We start from the raw sequence: 19,421 nt of genomic DNA, 5'->3' as shown, positions 1-19,421 counted from the left end.
GGCCCCGTCGTGTCCGGCGGGGCCGTTAGATTGACCGCATGCGATTCCTCCACACCTCCGACTGGCACCTGGGCCGGTCCTTCCACGGGCAGGGCACCCTCGACGTGCAGCGGGCGGTGCTCGCCGAGATCGTCGGCTGGGTCCGGGAGCACGCCGTCGACGTCGTCCTGGTCCCCGGGGACGTCTACGACCAGGCCCAGCCCCGCGCGGAGGTGGTGGAGCTGCTGGGCCGGGCGCTCGCGGACGTGCGGGCGGCCGGTGCGCAGCTCGTGCTGACCAGCGGCAACCACGACTCCGCGGTGCGGCTGGGCTTCGGCGGGCCCCTGCTCGAGCCCGGCGGGGTGCACCTGCGGACCCGGGTCGAGGACGTCGACCGGCCCGTCGTGCTGCCCGACCCCGCCGGCGGCACGGTGCTCGTCTACGGCGTCCCCTACCTCGAGCCCCGGGCTGTCGCGGCGGCCCTGGACGCCGCGCCCGACCACCCCTCCGTGACCGCCGCCGCCCTCGACCGGGTCCGCGCCGACGCCGCGCGCCGCCGGGCGGAGCTCGAGGGCCCGGTGGCCGTCGTCGTCCTGGCCCACACGTTCGCCTCGGGCGCCGCGGAGACGGACTCCGAGCGCGACCTCAACGTGGGAGGGCTGGGCACCGTCCCGCCGTCGGTCTTCGCCGGGGCAGACTACGCCGCGCTCGGCCACCTGCACCGGCGCCAGACCGTGACCGGCACGGTCCGCTACAGCGGCTCGCCGGTGGCCTACTCCTTCTCCGAGGAGGGCCAGACCAAGGGGGCGTGGCTGGTGGACCTCGTCCCCGGCGGACCCCCGGAGGTCCGGCCCCTGGACCACGTCCACGGCCACCGCCTCGCCCGGCTGCGCGGCACGCTCGCCGAGCTCCTGGAGGACCCCCGCCACGCCTGGGCCGAGGACGCCCTGTGCCAGGTGGTCCTCGAGGACGACCACCGCCCGCCCCACCCCATGGACTCCCTGCGCGCCCGGTTCCCGCGCACCCTGGAGCTGCGCTTCGAGCCGGCCAACGCGCCCGAGGACCGGGAGCGCACCTACGCCGCCCGGGTGGCCCGTGCCGAGAGCCCGCTGGAGGTCTGCGCCGCGTTCTACGAGCACGTCCGCGGCCGCCCCGTGGCGGAGGACGAGGCCCGCGTGCTCGGCGCCGTGGTCGAGGACGTCCGCGCCGGGGAGGTGCCCGAGTGAGGCTGCACCGTCTGGAGATCACCGCGTTCGGGCCCTTCGCCGGGCACGAGGTCATCGACTTCGAGCCCCTCAACGAGGCGGGGCTGTTCCTGCTCAACGGCGTCACCGGCGCGGGCAAGACGAGCGTGCTCGACGCCCTGTGCTTCGCCCTCTACGGCACCGTGCCGGGCGGGCGCGCCGCGCGCGCCCTGCGCAGCCACCACGCCGAGCCCACGGCCGCCCCCGAGGTGCAGCTCGAGTTCACCGCCGCCGGCAGGCGGTTCCTCCTCACGCGGTCCCCGTACTGGGAGGCGCCCTCCACGCGGGCCGCCTCCGGGACGGCCGTCCGCCAGCCGAAGGCACTGCTCCAGGAGCGCGGCACGGACGGCGGCTGGGAGGCGAAGGCCACCCGCCTCGACGACGTCGGGGAGCTGGTCAAGGAGGTCGTGGGGCTGAGCAAGGAGCAGTTCACCCAGGTCATCCTGCTGCCGCAGGGGGAGTTCGCCGAGTTCCTGCGCGCCAGCTCCGCGGACCGGGAGGCGGTGCTCAAGCGGCTCTTCGGCACGGCCTCCTACGAGCGGGTCCAGGAGGAGCTCGTCGCCCGGTCCCGCACCGCCCGCGCGGCGGCGGAGAGCGCCGCCGCGGAGTCCGCGCGGATCGTGCGGGACGCCGAGCGCGAGCTCGGGACCGTGCGGTCCCTGGACCCCGGCGGGGAGGCCGCCGCCGCGGAGGCCCCGGAGGAGAGCCCCGGGGACGAGCCGGACGCGGGAGCGGCCGGCGCCGGAGCGCTCGGCGTCCGTGAAGGAGGGGCCGGTGAGGGCGGGGCCGCCGCCGCGGTGGCCGCCGTCCTGGCCCGAGCGCGCGACGCCGAGGAGCGCGGCCGCGCGCTGCACGCCGCCCTGGACGCCCGCCTGCACGAGGTGGAACGGCGCGCGGCCGACTTCCAGGAGCAGCTGCGGCTGTGGCGGCGGCTCGCCGAGCTGCGCCGGGAGGAGACCGAGCTCGCCGCCGGCCGTTCCGAGGCGGAGGAGCGGCGCAAGGCCCTCGACCGGCACCGGGCCGCCGTGCCCCTGCGAGTGGTGCTGGACGCCCGCCGCCGTGCCCAGGACGGGCTGGACCGGGCACGGGAGCTCCGCGCCCGGGCGCTGGCGGACGTCGCCGCCGACGGGCTGCTCCGCACGGCCCCCGCCGCTCTGCTCCCCGGGCACGAGGACGCGGCCGCGGCCGCGCTGGCGGGGGAGGACCGGCCGGCCCCCGGCCTGCGGGCCGCCGCCGACCAGGCCCTGGCCGGGGTCCGCGCGGTGCGCCGCCGCGAGGCCGAACTGGCCGGGCTCGCGGACGCGGTCGAGCGCCTGACCGAGGAGGAGGCCGCGATGGTGCGGCAGGCGGCGGAGCTCGACGCGCGGGCGGCCCGGCAGGACGCCGAGCGCACGGCGCTGGAGCGCACGGGCGCGGAGCTCGGGCCGCGGGCCGCGGCCGCCCCCGACCTGCGGCGCCGGGCGGACGAGGCCGCGCGCGTGCTGGAGGCCTCCCGCGAGCTGGCGGCCGCCGGCGCCCGCCACGACCACGAGCTCGCCCGCTACGAGGAGGCCGAGCGGGAGCGCCGGTCCGTCGCGCAGCACGCCGAGCAGCTGCAGCAGCGACGCTTCGAGGAGGCGGCCGGGCTGCTGGCGGCGGAGCTCGAGGACGGCGTGCCGTGCCCCGTGTGCGGCAGCGCCGAGCACCCCGCCCCCGCCGACACCGGCGGCGCCGGCACGGTCACCGAGGACGCGCTGCGCGCGGCGCTGGCCCGGCGGGACACGACCGCCGAGGCCGCGGAGACCGCCCGCCGCGCCCTCGGGACCGCCCGCGACGCCGTGACCCGGCTGCGCGCCGCCGGCGCCGCGGACGACCCCGCCGCCGCGCAGGACGCCGCACGGGCCGCCGCCGCGGAGGCCGAGGGCGCGGAGTCCGCCGCCCGGCAGCTGGGGCAGGCGCAGGCGGGCCTGGAGCGGCTCCGGGCGGAGCGCGACCGCACGGCCCGTGCCCTGCACGACGCCGACGTCGCCCGCTCCACCGCCACGGCCACGCTCGAGCAGACCCGGACCCAGCACGACGCCCTCGCCGCGGAGCTCGCCGAGCACGCCCGCGGGTTCGCCGGCCTCCCCGGGAAGGAAGCGGCGGCCGCCCACCTGGTCGCCACGCTGGCCCGCCTCGGGGAGGCGCACGACGCGCTCGCCCGTGCGGAGGAGACGGACCGGGACGCCGCGGCGCAGCTGCGCACGGCGCTCCAGGACTCGTCCTTCGCGGACGAGGCCGACCTGGCCGGGGCCCTGCTCGAGCCCGGGACGGCGCAGGAGCAGCAGCGGCACGTCGAGGAGTTCGAGGGCCGCGCCCTGCGGGTCGCCGCGCAGCTCGCGGCCGCCGAGCTCACCGGCGTGCTGGAGCAGGAGGCCGCCGGCGCGACGGCCCCGGACCCGGGTGCGCTCGACCGGGCGCGCACCGAGCTCTCGGACCTGCACGCGCAGCGCGACGCCAGCACCGGCCGCCTCGCGGGCCTGACGGCCGCCCGGGAGCGGCTGGCACGGCTCGCCGAGGAGGCCGGGACGGCCGACGCCGCGACGGCGAGGGCCTCGGCCGCCGCCGCCACCCTGCGGGAGCTCGCCGAGACCGCCAACGGCACCTCCTCCGACAACGCCCTGCGGATGACGCTCAACTCCTTCGTGCTGGCCGCCCAGCTGGAGGAGGTCGCGGCCGCCGCGGCCGTCCGGCTCGAGCGGATGACGGGCGGGAGGTACCGGATCGTGCACTCGGACGCCAAGGACGGCGGGCGGAAGTCCGGGCTGGGCCTGCAGGTCGAGGACGCCTGGACGAACGCCCGGCGGGGGACCGAGTCCCTGTCCGGCGGGGAGACGTTCATGGCGTCGCTGGCCCTCGCCCTGGGGCTGGCCGACGTCGTGCAGGCACAGGCCGGCGGGGTGGAGATCGACACCCTGTTCGTGGACGAGGGGTTCGGCAGCCTCGACGAGGAGACCCTCGAGGAGGTCCTCGACACCATCGACGGGCTGCGCGAGCGCGGGCGCGTCATCGGGCTGGTCTCCCACGTCCAGGAGATGAAGGCCCGGATCCCGCACCAGATCCTGGTCCGCCGCTCCCCGCGGGGCTCGACGCTGGCCGTGACGTCCGCGGGCAGCGCGGTCTGAGCCGGCCCCGCTAGGCTGGGGGCGGACCCTGCCAGCGCCGGGAGGAACCGGAGGATCTCGTGACCACCACGCGCCCGCCCGAGCCCCTCGGGTGGATCCCCGCGCCCGTCGACCGTTCCCCGCTCGCCGACTCCCGGCAGCTCGCGGCCGTGAGCGGGGCCCTCTTCCCGGTGCTCACGCTGCTGGTGCGGCTGCCCCAGACGCTGCTGCCCCTGGGCGTGCTCACCGCCGTGAGCCTGGCCTCCGGGTCCCCGGCGCTCGGCACGCTGTGCGCCGGCGCGGTGACCCTGGGCTCGGCCGTGTGCGGGCTCGCGATGGGGGCGGCCGCCTCGTGGCGCGGGCGCAAGCTGGGGCTCCTGCTGATCGGGATCCTCAATCCCCTGGCCGTGTGGTGGCTCGTGCGGGTGCTGACGCAGACCCCCGGCGCGGAGCTGGACGCGGGGTTCCTCGTCCCGTGCCTGCTGGCGGGCCTCGTGCAGCCCCAGATGGGCGTGGTGTGCCGTCTGCGCTGGCGGACCATCCTGACGCACTCCCACCACGAGGACCTCTTCGACACCGCGCTGCGCCACGAGAGCGTCATGGAGTCCGTGGCCACGGTCTCCGCGGCCACGGTCGCCGGCGTCGTCGCCGTGACCCTCGGCCCGGCCGCGGTCCCCGTCCTCTCCGCGGCCGTGACAGTCGCCGGCACCGCGATCTTCCTGACGCACTTCTCCGCGGGCCTGCCGCCGGTCCTGGTGCACATCCTCCGGCGCGCCCCGCGCGAGCGCACCCGGGCCGCGCGGCAGCACCGGCGCCGGCTCCAGGCGCTGCAGGTGCTGCCGGTGATCGGCATGGCCGCGACCGGCTCCCTGCTCGGCTCGATCCTGGGCTCGGTCGTCGTCTTCGCGTCCTCCGTGGACACCGTCGTCTCCGTCAGCTGGCTCTACGCCGTCACCGGCCTCACCTCCGCGCTCACGGCCGTGCTCGCGTCGGTGCGAGCCGGGGTCGTGCGGCTGTGGAACCGCTGGGTCGCCTGCGCCGCCGCGTCCGTGCTGGCGGCCATGCTGCTCTCCATCCCCGACGAGTCCTCGGGGATGGTGCTGGTGCTGGCGCTCGCGGGCCTGACCGTCGGGCCGTGCCTGGTCGCCGTGTACGAGATCGCCGGGCTGGTCGTGCCCTCCTCGCAGGTCACGCTGCTCACCACGGTGATGACGTCGGCCATGAGCATCGGCCTGACCGTCGGGCTGGTGCTCTCGGGGTGGTCGGGGGCGTCGCTGGGCTACCGGACCGCGGCCCTGGTCCCGGTGGCCTCCGCGGTCGTCTGCCTCGCCGCGGCGCTGCGCTTCGTCCACCGGTGGCGGCGCACCCTGCCCGTCCGGGACTGACCGGCGGTCCGGACCGGCCAGCAGTCCGGACCGGCCGGCGGCCCGGACGGAGCGACGCCCGCCGGGCGGCCGTGGCGGCCGGCCCGGCGGGCGCCGGCGGAGGAGCGGACGCGGCTCAGTGGCCGCGGTCGATCCAGTCCTGAAGGTGCGGCTTCTCCGCGCCGATCGTGGTGGCGTCCCCGTGGCCGGTGAGCACCTCCGTCTGCTCCGGCAGGCTCAGCAGGCGGGTGCGGATGGACTCGACGATCGTGCCGAAGTCGCTGTAGGAGCGCCCCGTGGCGCCGGGACCGCCCTGGAACAGGGTGTCCCCGGAGAACAGCACGCCGTGCTCGCCCAGGTCCGGGGCATGGAAGCACACGCAGCCGGGGGAGTGACCGGGGGTGTGCATCGCGGTGAGCGTCACCCCGCCCACGGTGAACTCGTCGCCGTCCGCGAGCTCCGCGTCGAACGGCGTAGCCGGGTAGACCTGCTCCCACAGCATCGTGTCGGCCGGGTGCAGGTGGATCCGCCCGCCCACCTGGCCCGCGACCTCCTTGACGGCCCGGATGTGGTCGTCGTGGGCGTGGGTGAGCAGGATCGCGCGCACGGTGCGCCCCGCGACGGCCTCCACGACCGCCTGCGGGTCGTGCGCCGGGTCGATGATCAGGCACTCGTCGTCGTCGCCGACGATCCACACGTTGTTGTCGACCTCCCACGTGCCCCCGTCCAGCGAGAACGTGCCGTGCGTGACGCACGAGTCCACGCGGACCCGCCCGGAGGCGTCCGTGCGGGGGGTCGTGCCCGCGACGACGGGCTGCTCGGGGTGCTCCCGGTCCCGGTCGCGGGCGTGGTCCTCCTCGTGCGGGCTGTTGGCGCCGGCCTCGCCGCTCATCGTCCGGTCCCCACGGGGGTGGTCTCCACGGGGTTGATCTCCACGACCGAGCGCAGGACCTTCCCGGCCTTCATCTTCTCGAACGCGGGCTCGACGTCCTCGATCCCGATCCGCTCGGAGACGAACCCGTCCAGGTCCAGCCGCCCCAGCCGGTACTGGTCCACCAGCATCGGGAAGTCCCGGCTGGGCAGGGTGTCGCCGTACCAGGCGGACTTGATCGCCCCGCCCCGGCCGAACACCTCGTCCAGCGGGATCTCCCAGGTCGTCCCCGGGGCGGGGACCCCCACCAGCACCATCCGCCCGGCCAGGTCCCTCGCCTCGAACGCCTGCCGGAAGGTCGCGGCGATGCCCACCGCGTCGACCACCACGTCGGCCCCGAACCCGTGCGTGAGCTCCCGGATCGCCGCCACCGGGTCGGCCTGGCGGGAGTTGACCGTGTGGGTGGCCCCGAACTTCCGGGCGGTGGCCAGCTTCTCGTCGTCGAGGTCCACGGCGATGACCGTGGTGGCCCCGGCCAGGGCGGCCCCGGCGATCGCGGCGGTGCCGACCCCGCCGCAGCCGATCACCGCCACCGACTCCCCACGCCGCACGGCCGCGGTGTTGAGCACCGCCCCGATCCCGGCCATCACCCCGCACCCCAGCAGACCGACGGCGGCGTACTGGTGGTCCTGAAGCTCGCCCTCGATCCTGGTGCACTGCCCGGCCGCGACCAGAGTCTTCTCCGCGAACGCGCCGATGCCCAGCGCCGGGGACAGCGGGGTGCCATCGGTAAGGGTCATCCTCTGGGTCGCGTTGTGGGTGTCGAAGCAGTACCAGGGCTGGCCCTTCTGACAGGCCCGGCACTGCCCGCACACCGCCCGCCAGTTCAGGATCACCTTGTCCCCGACGGCGACCTCGGTGACGCCCTCGCCCACGGCGGCCACGACCCCGGAGGCCTCGTGGCCCAGCAGGTAGGGGAAGTCCTCCCCGACCCCGCCGGCCTGGTAGTGCTGGTCCGTCTGGCAGACCCCGCAGGTGATCACCTCCACCAGGGCCTCCCCGGGCCCGGGGTCCGGGACGAGGATGGTCTCGACGACTGCTGGTGCGTTCTTCGCCTTCACGACGACGGCTCTGACCTCGTGCATGGGGAAACCCTTTCTGCTGACGGCGGGACGGTTCCGTGGCGGAACACCGCTTCCCAGTCTAGGGAACGTCCACCTGACGGCTCCCCGCCGCGCGCCGCAGGAACGCCACGGCCCCCTGCCGCGCGGCACGGGCCGTCAGCACGTCCACGTGGCCGCGGTCCGGCACCACGAGCACCTCCGTGGGCGCGCCCACGGCACGTCGTCGCCGGGCCAGCTCCTCCGGCTCCGCCCACGCGTCTTCGGCCCCGGCGAACAGCAGGGCGGGCTGCCGCGGCACCGCGGCGTCCGGGTCGAACGGGTCCGCGCCGACCCGCCGGGCGAACTCCGCCCACGCCCGGACCCGCCGGCCCGCGTCCGTCCCGGGATCGTGGGCGGCCCGGTCCGTGAGCGCGGTGGCGAGCGCCCGGGCGGCGGGGGAGACCGCGGGATCGCCCTCGAGGGCGCGGCCGAGCTCGGAGAGCCGGTCCCGGGTCCCGATCCCGCCGAGCACGAGGGGCCCGATCCCGGAGTCCCGGGCCGCGGCCGCCCACGCCAGCTGCGCCCCGAGGGAGTGCCCGACGAGCGGGACGGGCCCGCCGCCGTCGAGACCGGCCACGAGCTCCCCGAGGCGGGCGACGAGGGCCTCCCGGCCGGTGCCGGCGAGCTCCCCGTCGCGGCCCGGGCCGTGCCCGGGCAGGTCCACGCCCAGGGGCCGGAATCCGCCGCGCTCCAGCGCCGCGGCCCACCCCGTGCGCACCCATCCGGAGAACGCCGAGGCGGCGAACCCGTGGATCAGCACCACGGGTCCGCCGCTCCGGTTCGCGCCGAGCTCGAGGAGCTCCATGTGCGGGTCCGCCGGTCCCGAACTCAGGAGGAGCGCGTCGGGTCGCCCGTGCCCCGGCCGGACGCCGCGGCCCCCTCCTTCGTGCCGTTCCGGCCCGAGTCCCCGGAGGAGTAGTCGATGTGCTCGTGGCCGAGGCGCAGCTTGCGCCCGAGGTCGACGAGCTTGTCCCACTTCTCCTCCTTCTTGTCGACCTGGCGGGTGTCCCGCGGCGGGAGCTGGATGGTCTTCTCGGCCTTGATCCCGCCCTGGAGCTGGCGGCTGCGCTCCACCTCGGCGTCGATCTCCGCGCCCAGCAGCAGCACGTTGTTCATGATCCACAGCCCGAGCAGGAGGACGATGACCGAGCCGATGATGCCGTAGGTGGCGTTGTAGGAGGCGAAGTTGCTGACGTAGAAGACGAACGCGGCCGCGGCGAGGGCCGCGACCAGCAGCGCGACGATCGAGCCCATGCTGATCCAGCGGAACTTGGGCTGCTTGACGTTGGGCGTGAAGTAGTAGAGCACGGCGATGAGGACCACCGCGAGGATCACGACGACCGGCCACTTGGCGATGTTCCACACGGTCACGGTGGTGTCGCCGAGACCGACGATGTCGCCCACGAACTGGGCGATGCCGCCGGAGATCAGCACCATGAGCATGATGAGCACCACGATGAGGACCAGCATCAGGGTCACGAGGATGTTCATGGGCCGCAGCTTCCAGACGGGCCGGCCCTCCTCGACCTCGTAGATCCGGTTCATGGCCCGGCCGAACGCACCGGTGTACCCGGAGGCGGTCCACAGGGCACCGACGATACCGGTGAGCAGCGCGATCCCGGCGCCCGTGCTGGTGGTGAGGTTGTTGATGGGGTTCTCCAGCAGCGTCACCAGCTCGGCGGGAGCGTACTGGTCGAGGAAGTCGGTGATCGCCCGGGTCGTGGCCTCGCCCTGGCCGAACACGCCGAGCAGGGAGACGATCGCCAGCAGGGCGGGGAAGAGCGAGAGCACCGCGAAGTACGTCAGCGACGCGGCGAGATCCGTGCAGTCGTCCTTCGAGAACTCCGACAGCGCCCGCTTGAAGACGTAGCCCCAGGAGGGCTTGGTCAGGTCGGTGGGGCTGCCGGGCTTGCGGGGGTCCTCGGGGTCCGGAGCAGTCTGCTCCTTGGACCGGCTGTCCTGGGTCGTGTCCTGGGCCATGCTGCGTCCTTCGGCTCGGCCGCCGGCTGCGGTGCGCGGGACTCCGTCCGGCGGGGCGTGTGGGGGATGTCTCGTGCATCAGTGTACTGATGAACCTCCGCCGTGAGCGACAATGGACCGGCGGACCAGCGGTCCGGTCAGGGCCGGCCCGGTCCGTCCCCCTCCGTCCGACTTCTGCCGGGCGTCCGTCCGACGTCCGCCCGACTTCCGTCCGAGAGGCCCTCCTTGACCACGCGCACCGTCTCCGCCCGGGTGGACTTCACCGCCGAGACCGACCACCTCGCCGTGTTCTCCCTGGCCGCGGCCCGGTCCGGTGGGACCGTGCCGGAGGGGGAGGTGCTGCGACTGCTCGTGGACGGCCGGGAGGCGCCCCTGGAGGAGACGGTGGACCTGCACGGCACCCGGGTGCACCTGGCCCGCGTGCCGGGGGGCACGGAGTGCTCCGTGTCCTACGCGCTGGAGGTGGAGGGCCGGCCCGGCGCGGCGCCCCCCGCGGAGGCGGTCGACCGGGTGCGCTACACCCGGCCCAGCCGCTACTGCCCGTTCGACGAGATGGCCGGCGCCGCGGAGGCGCTCTTCCCCGGCGCGCGCGGCGGGGCCGGCGGGTACGGGACGCTGCAGCAGGTGCGGGACTGGGTGCACGAGCACCTGGACTACGTGCCCGGGTCCTCGACGGGCACGGACACCGCCGTGCACACCTACCTGGCGCGCCAGGGCGTGTGCCGGGACTACGCCCACCTGGTCATCACGCTGCTGCGGGCCCTCGCCGTCCCCGCCCGGCTGGTCTCGGTGTACGCGCCGGGGCTCGACCCCATGGACTTCCACGCCGTGGTCGAGGCCTGGCACGAGGGGGCGTGGTACGTCCTCGACGCCACCGGGCTGGCCCCGCGCTCCGAGTTCGTGCGGATCGCCACCGGCGCGGACGCGTCCGGCACGGCGTTCATGACCACCCTCGGCGGGCGGATCACGCTGGGGGAGATGCGGGTGCGCGCGGAGTCCTCTGCGCAGGCCGTCGAGGACCCCCGGGCCCGGATCGTCCTGCCGCTGTGACCGCCGTCGCGGCGGGACCGGCGGACGGGCTCAGAGCTCGTTGACGGCCTCCCGCAGCCGGTCGGCCAGCCGGGTGAGGATGAGCAGCTCGTCCGGGTCGAGGCCCGCGGACATCAGCTCGTGGACGTGCAGCCGGAACTGCTCGGCGATCTGGGCCTGCATCGCGTGGCCCTGCTCCGTGAGCCGGATCCGCAGCCCCCGCAGGTCTTGCGGGTCCTGCCACCGGTGCACGAGGCCCTTGAGCTCGAGGCGCTCGAGCATCCTGCTGAGGCTGGACTGCGTCAACAGCACATACTCGTTGAGCTCGTTGAGCCGCATCCCCGCCTCGTCCGCCCGGGACAGGTTGAAGAGCACGTCGTACTCGCGCGCGGACAGTTCCGCGAACTCTGGTTGCCGCTGCAGCCTCCGCATCACCGTCACCTGGGCCCTGTACAGGGCCTCCCAGGCGTCGGTGCTCGTCTGCACGCGATCCGATTCTCTGCTGGACACAAAACTCATGCTACGACTGCGTTTCATAATTCGAACGGGCCCTGGTGTCCCCCCTTCGGGGGTCCCTCCACGCCCCCGAAAAGGGCGTGGAGGGGTCCCGACCAGCCGTTTTGCCGATGACCTGCGCCGACGTCCCCGGCGGCCTCCGGGACGCCGCCGGGACCTCGAGCGCCCCCCCATGCGTTCCCTATCGGGAACGTCCACGAAAGAGCGCACGAGCCGCTCCGGTCACACAGCCGTCATCGGGCGGCGGGGACGGCGCCGGCCTCCTGCGGGGCGGCGGCGGCGGCCTCCTGCGGGGCGGCGGCGGCGGCCTCGCGCCGCGCCCGGACCCGCTCCGCGTGGACGGGTCCGTCCGGGACGTGCGCGGGCCGGCGGGCGTCGAGCTCGCGCCGCAGCTCCGGCAGCACGTGCTCCCCGAACAGGTCCAGCTGCTCCAGGACGGTCGACAGGGGCAGGCCCGCGTGGTCGATGAGGAACAGCTGGCGCTGGTAGTCCCCGAAGAACTCCTGGGAGCCCAGCGTCCGCTCGAGGACCTGCTGGGGCGAGCCCACGGTGAGGGGGGTCTGGGCCGTGAAGTCCTCCAGGGACGGGCCGTGCCCGTAGACCGGGGCGTTGTCGAAGTAGGGGCGGAACTCGCGCACCGCGTCCTGGGAGCTGGGGCGCATGAAGAACTGGCCGCCCAGGCCCACGATCGCCTGGTCGGCGGAGCCGTGGCCGTAGTGCTCGTAGCGCTCCCGGTACAGGTCGATCAGCCGCTGGGAGTGCTCCCGCGGCCAGAAGATGTGGTTGGCGAAGAACCCGTCGCCGTAGTAGGCGGCGATCTCCGCGACCTGGGGGGTGCGGATCGAGCCGTGCCACACGAACGGGGCCACCCCGTCGAGCGGGCGCGGGGTGGACGTGAAGTGCTGCAGCGGGGTGCGGAAGCTGCCCTTCCAGTCCACGACGTCCTCGTCCCACAGCCGGCGCAGCAGGTGGTAGTTCTCCACGGTCAGGTTCACGGAGTCCTGCTGCTTCTTGCCGAACCACGGGTAGACGGGGCCGGTGTTGCCCCGGCCCAGGGTCAGGTCCACGCGCCCGTCCGCCACGTGCTGGAGCATCGCGAAGTCCTCGGCGATCTTCACCGGGTCGTTCGTGGTGATCAGGGTCGTGGCCGTGGAGAGGATGATCCGCTCGGTCTGCGCGGCGATCGCGCCGAGCAGGGTGGTGGGGGAGGACGAGAAGAACGGCTCGTTGTGGTGCTCGCCGATCGCGTAGACGTCCATCCCGATCTCCTCGACCTTGCGGGCGATGGCGATCTGGGCCTTGATGCGCTCGTGCTCGGTCGGGGTCCGGCCGGTGGTGGGGTCCGGGGTGATGTCCGAGACGCTGAACACGCCGATCTGCATGGGTCCTCCTCAGGTTGTCCGGTCGCGGGACGGCCCCGGGGGGTCCGCCGATCCGCGCTCGTCAGAAGAACATGGACACGTCAACCATTATTCCCGGTGCCCGTCAGCGCCGCGATCCGCTCCTCGCGCCGGACGGCCCGCCGCTCCTTGCCACCTTCCACGAGCCGGTACAGCACGGGCACCAGCACCAGCGTCAGCAGGGTCGAGGAGATCAGCCCGCCGATCACCACCACGGCCAGCGGCTGCGAGATGAAGCTGCCCTGGCCCGTGATCCCGAGGGCCATGGGGGTCATGGCGAGGATGGTGGCCAGAGCGGTCATCACGATGGGTCGCAGACGGCGGGCGGCGCCCTTCTCGATGGCCTCCTCCAGCGCCATGCCGTGCGCCCGGCCCCGGTACTGGTTGATGAGGTCGATCAGCACCACCGCGTTGGTCACCACGATGCCCACGAGCATCAGCACGCCCACCAGCGACGCCAGGCCCAGTGGCACCCCGGACGCCAGCAGCGCGAGCACCGCGCCCGTGGCGGCGAACGGGATGGACACCAGCAGGATCAGCGGCTGGACCAGGGACTTGAACGCGGCCACGAGCACCACGTAGACGATCGCGATCGCGGCGAGGACCGCCAGGCCCAGCTGCCGGAAGGTGGTCTCCTGCTCGGTGGCCGCCCCCCCGAGCTCGGCGGAGGCGCCCTCCAGCAGGTCCAGGCCGTCGAGGGCCTCCTCGACCGCGGCGCTCGTGGCGCCCAGGTCGTCGCCGCCCGGGGTCACGGCCACCGTGGCGGTGCGCCGGTCGTTGCTCGACGTGATGGTCTCGACGGTCAGGGCCTCCTCGACCTCGGCGAGCTCGTCGAGGCGGACCGTCCCCGAGGCGGCGGGCACCGGCAGCCCGCGCAGGGTCTCGACGTCCTCGACGGCGCGGCCCTCCCCCACGGTCACGGCCACCGAGTTGGCGTCCAGGTCGATGGACCCGGCGGGCAGGGGATTGACGGTGCCCGCGAGCGCCCCCGTGACCTCCTCCTCGGAGAGGCCCCGGGCGGCGGCGGCCGCACGGTCGATCGTGACGACGACGGTCGGCTGGGTGGCCGCGAGGTTGCTCGTCACCTGGGCCGCGGAGTCGATCCCCCGCAGCGCCGCGACCACGGCCTCGTCGGCCGCGGCCAGCGTCTCCTGGTCGGGGGCGGTGACGAGGACCTCGACGTCGCTGCTCGTGAAGCCCTGGGCGCCCTGGACCGTGAACTCGCCGGCGCCCTGCAGCCGGCCGAGGCGCTCGCGGACCGTGGCCCGCAGCTGCTCCTGGTCGACCCCGGCGTCCGTGGTCACCGAGAAGGTGGCGCTGTCGGTGCCGCTGCCGGGCAGGAACGCGGAGAAGCCGCCGCCGGGGCCCATGGTGACCTGGATGTCCTCGATCCCCTCGGTCCAGGAGAGCACCTCCTCGGCGCGGGAGGCCTGCTCGGAGGTCACCGCCAGCGCGGTCCCGGGGGGCAGGTCCTGCTCCACGGTCATGGTGTTCTGGCCGGTGTCGCCCAGCAGGTTCGTGGGCAGCACGGGCAGGAGGGCCGCGGTCCCGCCCAGCACCAGCACGCTGACCGCGAGCGTCGCCCAGGGGTGGCGCTGGGTGCCGCGCAGGACGGGCAGGTAGCCCCCCTCCAGTCGCGTGGCGGGGGACCCGGCTCCTCCGTCCCAGGGCGCCGGGCGCGGGGCGGGCGCGGCGCCCCGCCGGGCGCGGGCCAGGCGCGGGTCCCGCAGGAACCAGTAGGCGAGGACGGGCACGATCGTCAGGGAGACCACCAGGGAGGACAGCAGGGCGATGGTGGTGGTCAGGGCGAAGGGCCGGAACAGCTCGCCGGTGACGTCGCCCACGAACGCGATGGGCACGAACACCGCCACGGTGATGAGGGTCGAGGCGGTGATGGCCCCCGCGACCTCGCGCACCGCCGTGAGGATGGCCCGCCGCTTGGCCCCGGCCGGGTCCGTGCGGTGGTCGACCGTCCCGTAGTGGCGCTTGATGTTCTCGATCACGACGATCGAGTCGTCCACCACGCGGCCGACGGACAGGGTGATGGCCGCCAGGGTCAGGAGGTTCAGGGAGTAGCCCAGGGCGCTGATCCCGATGAACGTGGCGAGCAGGGACAGCGGGATGGAGATCGCGGTGACGAGCGTGGAGCGGATCGAGGCGAGGAAGACCAGGATCACGAGGACGGCGAACGCGAGCCCCAGCAGGCCCTCGACGGTGAGGTCCTCGATCGACTGCTCGATGTAGGGCGCCTGGTCGAAGACGGTGGTGATCCGCGCCCCGTTGCCCAGCTGGGCCTCCAGCTCCGGGACCATCTCCTCGACCGCGTGGGAGATCCCCACGGTGTCCCCGTCCGGGGTCTTCGTGACGGACACGGCGAGCGTCGGCTCCCCGTTGGTGCGGGTGATCGAGGTCTGCTCCTGGTCGGCGAGCTCCACGGCGGCCACCGCGCCCACGGTGACCGGCGCGGCGCCGTCGGGCGCGTCCTCCGGGAGCGGCAGGGGCACGTTCCGTACGGCCTCGAGCGAGTCCAGGGGGGAGCCGGCCTGGACCGGGAGGGTCGTGGCGCCGTCGTCCACGGTGCCCACGGGCACGAGCCCGCCGCTCTCCTCGAGGGCCGTGCGGATGTCGGCGGGGGTGGCGCCGGCCCGGGCGAGCGCCGCCCGGTCCGGCAGGATCGACACGACCTGCTCGGGGCCGCCGCTGACCTCGGCCGAGCGCACCCCGTCGATCTCCTGCAGGTCGGGGACCGTCAGGCGCTCGAGGTCCGCCGTGAGGGAGCTGAGCCGCTCGTCGGAGGACACGGCGAGGAAGACGATGGGGAAGTCGGCGACGGAGCCCGCGAAGGCGGCGGGCTCGACGTCGTCCGGCAGCTGGGAGCGGACGTTGGAGATCGCCCGCTCCACCTGGTTGCGCGCCCGGTCCAGGTCGGTGCCGTACTCGAAGCCGAGCCGGATGCTGGAGAGCCCGCTGCTGGAGGTGGACGTCGAGGACTCGAGCCCCTCCACGATGTTCAGCGCCCGCTCCAGCGGCCGGCCCACCTGCTCGTCGACCACCTCGGCGGAGGCCCCCGGCATCGCCGAGACCACGCTGATCGCGGGGATCTCGAGCGAAGGGATGAGCTCCTGCTTCATGGACCGCATGCTGAACACGCCGAAGAGGGCCACGAACAGCGTGATGAGCACGATCAGGGCACGGTTGGCCATCGAGGCACGGGCGAGGTGGAACACTCGCGCTCCTTGGGAGAGAAGAAGTGGGAGAGAAGATAGTGGGAGAGAAGGCGGAGAGCAGGACGGCGGCGCCCCGCAGAGGAGCGGCGCGGACGCTCCTCAGCGTAGTCTCCCGCCCCGACAGGTCCCCGGCCCGGCGGGTCCCCGGAAGCCCGGGGACGACGGGGCCCGGGACGACCACGGGGCCCGGGACGACGACGGGGCCCGGACCGGTCGGTCCGGGCCCCGTCGGGCACCTGCTGCTCCCGGGCGGCCGCGGCGGCCGCCCGGGGGAGCGGGTCAGTTGATGCCGAGCACCCGTGCGGTGTGGCCGATGACCTCGTCCGCCAGCTGCGGGTGGTCGTCGAGGGTCGTGCCGTAGGAGGGGATGAGCTCCTTGAGCCGGGGCTCCCAGCCGGCCATCCGGGCCGGGAAGGCCTTGCCGAGCAGGTTGAGCATGATCGGCACGGCCGTGGAGGCGCCGGGGGAGGCGCCGAGCAGCCCGGCGATGGAGCCGTCGGCGGCGGTGATGAGCTCGGTGCCGAACTGCAGCACGCCGCCCTTCTCCTTGTCCCGCTTCATGACCTGCACGCGCTGACCGGCCTCCACGAGCTCCCACTGGGAGCCGTCGGCGGTCGGGTAGAACTCCTGGAGGGCCTCCACGCGCTGCTTCTTGGACTTGGCCAGCTCGCTGATCAGGTACTTCACGAGGTCGAGGTTGGCCAGCCCGGCACGGGTCATCGGGTAGATGTTGTGCGGGCGCACCGACAGCGGCAGGTCCAGGTAGGAGCCCTGCTTGAGGAAGTTGGGCTTGAACCCGCCGTAGGGCCCGAAGAGCAGGGAGCGCCGGCCGTGCTCGAAGCGGGTGTCCAGGTGGGGGACCGACATGGGCGGGGCGCCCACGGAGGCCTGGCCGTAGACCTTGGCGTTGTGCTGGGAGGCCACCGCCTGGTCGCTGTTGCGCAGCCACAGCCCGGAGACCGGGAAGCCGCCGAAGCCCTTGGCCTCGGGGATGCCGGACCTCTGCAGCAGCGGCAGGGCGCCGCCGCCGGCGCCCACGAAGACGAACTTGGCGCGGACCAGCCGGTGGCCCTCGGCGTTGATCCGGTTCTTGACCTTGGCCAGCCAGCTCCCGTCGCTCTGCCGGTCGAGGGCCACGACCTGCTGGCCGAAGCGGACCGTGCCGCCCTGGGCCTGCAGGTGGGCCACCTGCTGCCGGGTGAGCTCCCCGAAGTCGACGTCGGTGCCCTCGGGGGACCAGGACGCCGCCACGCGGCCCTCGCCGCGGCCGTGCATGGTCAGCGGTGCCCACTCGGCGATCGTCTCGCGGTCCTCGCTGTGCTCCATGCGCTCGAAGAGCTTGTGCGGCTTGAACGCGTCGTACCGGCGGCGCAGGTAGTCGGCGTGCGCGTCGCCGAAGACCAGCGACATGTGCGGGACGGGGTTGATGAAGCTGCGCGGGTCCTGCAGCTTGCCCTCGGTGACCAGCGAGGCCCAGAACTGGCGCGAGAGCTGGAACTGCTCGTTGATGCTCAGGGCCTTGGTGGCGCTCACGGAGCCGTCGGCGGCCTGGGGGGCGTAGTTCAGCTCGCACAGCGCCGAGTGGCCGGTGCCGGCGTTGTTCCAGACGTTGGAGCTCTCCGCACCGACCTGGTCCAGGCGCTCCAGGAGGAGGATGTCCCACTGCGGCTCGAGCTCCTTGAGGAACACGCCCAGCGTGGCGCTCATGATGCCCCCGCCGATCAGGAGGACGTCGGTCGATTCCGTTGTCTGAGGTGATGTCACAGTCGATGCTCCCGTAGAACGCCCGGCGCTCCGGTGCGCCGGTGATGGTCGGGTTCAGACTATCGCCACGCCCGGACGATTCCCGAATGCGTGCAGGGCGCCCGCGGAGCGGGCCGTCCCTCCGGCCGCGGCCCCGGTCAGCCCTCCGGCGTCAGGCGCACCTCGTTGAACTCCTCGTAGCCCGTGGACGTCAGGGGGAAGGACGCCACGGAGCCGTCCACCGCCACGGCGGAGACGGGGTGCGCGAGCGGGACGGCGGGCAGCAGCCGCGAGATCCGGTTGTTGATGGACGCGTACGCCGCGGCGCGCTGCTCGCCGTCGGGCAGCGCCGCGGCGCGGTTGACCACCCCGAACAGGGAGGCGTCGTCGATCCCCAGCTCCCCGTTGGCCGAGCCGAAGAGGGGGGCCATGAAGTAGTCGGGGTCCCGGTACCCGCCGTTCCAGCCGAGCAGGTGCAGGGCGTGGTCGCCCTCGGGGTCCTGGACCTTCTCCACGTACCCGTCGGACCAGTCCACCGGGACGGGCTCGATCACGAAGCCCGCCCGCACGAGCTGGGCGCTGATGTCCGCGTAGACCTTCTCGGGCTCCTGCATGTAGGTCCGCGACGTGTGCCGGGGGTAGTAGAACTTCAGCGGCTCGCCGGCGTAGGAGGAGGACGCGAGCAGCTCCTGCGCCCGCTGGGGGTCGTAGGCGGGCACCTGCAGGTCCGTGCCGTCCATCGCGAAGCGCGCGGGCAGGAACTGGTCGGCGACCCGCGTCCCGTCCGGGTAGTGCTCCCGCACGATCGCCCCGCGGTCCACGGCCGCCGCGATCGCCGCCCGCACCTCCGGGTCGTCGAGCGGCTCCACGTCCTGGTTGATGCCGAGGTAGGACACCGAGTAGGGGTCCCGCTGGAGCACCTGCACGCCCTGCCGGGCCAGCGGGGCGAAGGAGTCCAGGCCCACCTGGTCGTAGCCGTCCACCTGGCCCAGGCGCAGCGCCGTGTAGCGCAGCTCCGGCTCGGCGATGGTGCGGAACTCGAGGGTCCCGATGTCCCCGAGCTCGCCCCAGTAGCCCGGGTCGGCCTCCAGGACGACGCGCTCGCCGCCGCCGGAGACGTAGCGGAACGGGCCGGTCCCCACGGGGTGCTCGCCCTGCGTGCCCGCGGCGAGGGAGGCCGGGGACGCGATGCCGAACGCCGGCTGGGTGAGGGCCCGGAGGAGGGGCGTGTGCACGGAGGACAGGCTCAGGACCACCGTGGACGACGACGGCGCCGCGCACCCCTCGTACAGCGACGTCCCGCCCGCCCCGTCGGCGCGGAAGACGGTGTCGAAGGGGGTCCGGGTCCCGCCGGGCGGCGTGCCGGGGGCCGCCCAGTGCTCGAAGTTGGCGCACACGGCGGCCGCGTCGAGGTCGGTGCCGTCGTGGAAGCGCACGCCCTCGCGCAGCTGGAAGGTGTAGGACAGGCCGTCGTCGGCCACCTCCCACGACGTCGCCAGCGCCGCGACGGGCTCCCCGGTCGACGGGTCGGCCGAGACCAGGCCCTCGAGCACCTGCGCGGCGATCCGGGAGGTCTCCATGGTGGCGGCGGCCGCTGGGTCCAGCGTCGGCGCCGCCGCGGCATTGGCGAAGACGAACTCGCGGGTGGGCACCGAGCGGGAGGCGGCGTCGTCGGGGTCGTCCTCCGGTGCGGGGGAGCACGCGCTCAGCGCCGTGAGCCCCGCGACGAGCACGAGGGCAGCCGCGGTGCGGGGGGTTCGCCTGGGCGCCATGGGTCCTTCGC

At 74.4% G+C, this 19,421-nt stretch carries 13 protein-coding genes; 4 read left to right on the top strand and 9 right to left on the bottom strand.

Annotation, left to right across the window (positions count from 1 at the left end; translation table 11 throughout):
- The first annotated feature begins 38 nt into the window (after window positions 1–38).
- Genes IEW07_RS10055 through IEW07_RS10045 form a run of 3 tightly spaced genes read left to right on the top strand, consistent with a single transcriptional unit; the run spans window position 39 to window position 5,730 of the window.
- Window positions 39–1,205: an exonuclease SbcCD subunit D gene (locus IEW07_RS10055; protein WP_188536801.1), complete on the top strand. Its 1,167-nt coding sequence runs from the start codon at window positions 39–41 to the stop codon at window positions 1,203–1,205.
- Window positions 1,202–4,366: an AAA family ATPase gene (locus IEW07_RS10050; RefSeq protein ID WP_188536799.1), complete on the top strand. Its 3,165-nt coding sequence runs from the start codon at window positions 1,202–1,204 to the stop codon at window positions 4,364–4,366. The genes IEW07_RS10055 and IEW07_RS10050 overlap by 4 nt, the downstream gene beginning before the upstream one ends.
- Window positions 4,367–4,425: 59 nt before the next feature.
- On the top strand, window positions 4,426–5,730 hold the full coding sequence (locus tag IEW07_RS10045; protein ID WP_188536797.1) for a hypothetical protein: 1,305 nt from the start codon (window positions 4,426–4,428) through the stop codon (window positions 5,728–5,730).
- Between the two features lie 115 nt (window positions 5,731–5,845).
- Here the strand turns inward: IEW07_RS10045 and IEW07_RS10040 are convergent, their stop codons facing one another.
- The 4 genes from IEW07_RS10040 to IEW07_RS10025 are packed head-to-tail and all read right to left on the bottom strand — an operon-like array spanning window position 5,846 to window position 9,723.
- Entirely contained in the window at window positions 5,846–6,601 is a 756-nt protein-coding gene (locus IEW07_RS10040) for an MBL fold metallo-hydrolase (protein WP_188536795.1), read from the bottom strand.
- A complete protein-coding gene (locus IEW07_RS10035) occupies window positions 6,598–7,725 on the bottom strand; it encodes an S-(hydroxymethyl)mycothiol dehydrogenase (RefSeq protein ID WP_188536793.1) in 1,128 nt (375 codons plus the stop codon). The genes IEW07_RS10040 and IEW07_RS10035 overlap by 4 nt, the downstream gene beginning before the upstream one ends.
- 58 nt (window positions 7,726–7,783) lie before the next feature.
- A complete protein-coding gene (locus IEW07_RS10030) occupies window positions 7,784–8,548 on the bottom strand; it encodes an alpha/beta fold hydrolase (protein ID WP_188536792.1) in 765 nt (254 codons plus the stop codon).
- Window positions 8,549–8,571: 23 nt separating this feature from the next.
- On the bottom strand, window positions 8,572–9,723 hold the full coding sequence (locus tag IEW07_RS10025) for a YihY/virulence factor BrkB family protein (protein ID WP_229741731.1): 1,152 nt from the start codon (window positions 9,721–9,723) through the stop codon (window positions 8,572–8,574).
- A gap of 225 nt (window positions 9,724–9,948) precedes the next feature.
- On the opposite strand from IEW07_RS10025, the gene IEW07_RS20970 reads away from it, so the two are divergent.
- A complete protein-coding gene (locus IEW07_RS20970) occupies window positions 9,949–10,773 on the top strand; it encodes a transglutaminase-like domain-containing protein (RefSeq protein ID WP_229741730.1) in 825 nt (274 codons plus the stop codon).
- Window positions 10,774–10,803: 30 nt separating this feature from the next.
- Here IEW07_RS20970 and IEW07_RS10015 read toward each other — a convergent pair whose 3' ends face one another.
- From IEW07_RS10015 to IEW07_RS09995, 5 genes are all read right to left on the bottom strand, one after another.
- Window positions 10,804–11,238 (bottom strand): MarR family winged helix-turn-helix transcriptional regulator, encoded by a 435-nt coding sequence (locus IEW07_RS10015; RefSeq protein WP_188536790.1) that lies wholly within the window; start codon window positions 11,236–11,238, stop codon window positions 10,804–10,806.
- A gap of 263 nt (window positions 11,239–11,501) precedes the next feature.
- On the bottom strand, window positions 11,502–12,650 hold the full coding sequence (locus tag IEW07_RS10010) for an LLM class flavin-dependent oxidoreductase (protein ID WP_188536788.1): 1,149 nt from the start codon (window positions 12,648–12,650) through the stop codon (window positions 11,502–11,504).
- 80 nt (window positions 12,651–12,730) lie between these two features.
- On the bottom strand, window positions 12,731–15,895 hold the full coding sequence (locus tag IEW07_RS10005) for an efflux RND transporter permease subunit (protein ID WP_188536786.1): 3,165 nt from the start codon (window positions 15,893–15,895) through the stop codon (window positions 12,731–12,733).
- Between the two features lie 279 nt (window positions 15,896–16,174).
- Complete coding sequence (locus IEW07_RS10000) at window positions 16,175–17,659, bottom strand: malate:quinone oxidoreductase (protein ID WP_188536784.1); 1,485 nt, start codon at window positions 17,657–17,659, stop codon at window positions 16,175–16,177.
- Between the two features lie 137 nt (window positions 17,660–17,796).
- The gene (locus IEW07_RS09995) at window positions 17,797–19,410 is read right to left on the bottom strand and encodes an ABC transporter substrate-binding protein (RefSeq protein ID WP_188536782.1); all 1,614 of its coding nucleotides are present in this window, start codon (window positions 19,408–19,410) and stop codon (window positions 17,797–17,799) included.
- Between the last annotated feature and the right edge of the window lie 11 nt (window positions 19,411–19,421).

It is taken from the genome of Kocuria dechangensis (assembly GCF_014636775.1).
Taxonomy (GTDB): domain Bacteria; phylum Actinomycetota; class Actinomycetes; order Actinomycetales; family Micrococcaceae; genus Kocuria; species Kocuria dechangensis.
This window is presented reverse-complemented; position numbering and strand designations above follow the sequence as displayed.